The following is a 1,166-nucleotide window of genomic DNA, read 5'->3' as shown; positions in this document are numbered from 1 at the left end:
GCCAGGGTCTTCAGGTCGGGCAGCTTGTAGTGCGGCATGTTCACGCCGTGGTACAGGCAGCCGGTCACCAGCGGCTGGTCGGGGTCGCCTTCGAGGAAGCTGACCAGCACTTCCATGCCCACTCGGGGCAGCTGCAGGCCGGCGATGCCCTGCCCGGCCCAGCTCGAAGCCACGCGCATCCACACGCTGGATTTGTCATCGGCCTGGCCTTCGCGGTCCCAGAAGAACTGCACCTTGATCCGGCCATATTCGTCGCAGTAGATCTCTTCGCCCTCGGGGCCGCTGACCACCGCGCGCTGCTCGCCCAGCACCTTGGGCTTGGGGTGGTTCAGCGGCGGGCGATAGGGTTGCTCCCAGGGCGTGACCACGAAGACGTTGCGGTAGCCCTGCTGGAACCCGTCGAAACGCGGGTCGACGTCGCTGGTGATGGCTTCTTCCAGCACCTGCGGCTGGCGGCCCTGGTGGCGCACCTCGGTGAGCAGCCACAGATCGTTCCACTGGGCGTTGGGGTGGCTGGCCAGGGTCAGGAAGTGCCCGCTGGCCAGCAGCGGCTGGTCACTCTGGCCCTCGGCCTGGCGGTAGTCGCTGCGGTGGCGCTCCAGGGCGCGGGTGGCCAAGTGCTTGCCGCGCGAGCGGTCGAGGAAGCGACCGGGATAGTCGTAGTCTTCCAGGGCCGGCTCGTCGAGGCTGTCGGCGGCACCTTCAAGCTGGATCAGCGGTTTCTTGAAGTCGTAGTCGCGGCGGGTGACGCTGCTGGTGCGGGTCTCCACGCGCAGGCCGAAACGTTTGATCATCGGCGTGTCGGCGACCAGCCCGGAGTCGTGCTGGAACTGTACGGGGGCCAGTTTCGGGAACACCGTCTGGTCGTCACCGAACACCAGCTGGTGGCCTTCGGCGCTGTGGCGGAAGTGGTAGTGGATGCCCTCTTCTTCACACAACCGCTGGATGAATTGCAGGTTGGACTCGTCGTACTGCACGCAGTACTCGCGGTCCGGGTAAACGGCGCCCAGCTGGAACTGGTAGGCGTTGGCGAGGATGCCATGCTCTTCCAGCACCTGGGCGATGATCTTCGGCACGTTCAGGTGCTGGAACATGCGCTGGTTGATACGGTGGGCCAGGTAGGCCAGCTGCGGGCGCAGGGTCACCTGGTAGCGGGTCAGGCGCTT

1 protein-coding gene is annotated in these 1,166 nt (G+C 66.1%); it reads right to left on the bottom strand.

The genetic code is table 11. The annotated features are described in order from the left end of the window. Window positions 1-1,166, bottom strand: a 1,166-nt coding sequence (tssI, locus tag JKP78_RS10005) for a type VI secretion system tip protein TssI/VgrG (RefSeq protein ID WP_200626615.1), incomplete at both ends; no start/stop codon positions are given.

It is taken from the genome of Pseudomonas sp. LAM2023 (assembly GCF_016620375.1).
Lineage (GTDB): Bacteria > Pseudomonadota > Gammaproteobacteria > Pseudomonadales > Pseudomonadaceae > Aquipseudomonas > Aquipseudomonas anuradhapurensis.
Note: the sequence above shows the minus strand (reverse complement) of the source record. Positions and strands in the feature narration are given on the sequence as shown.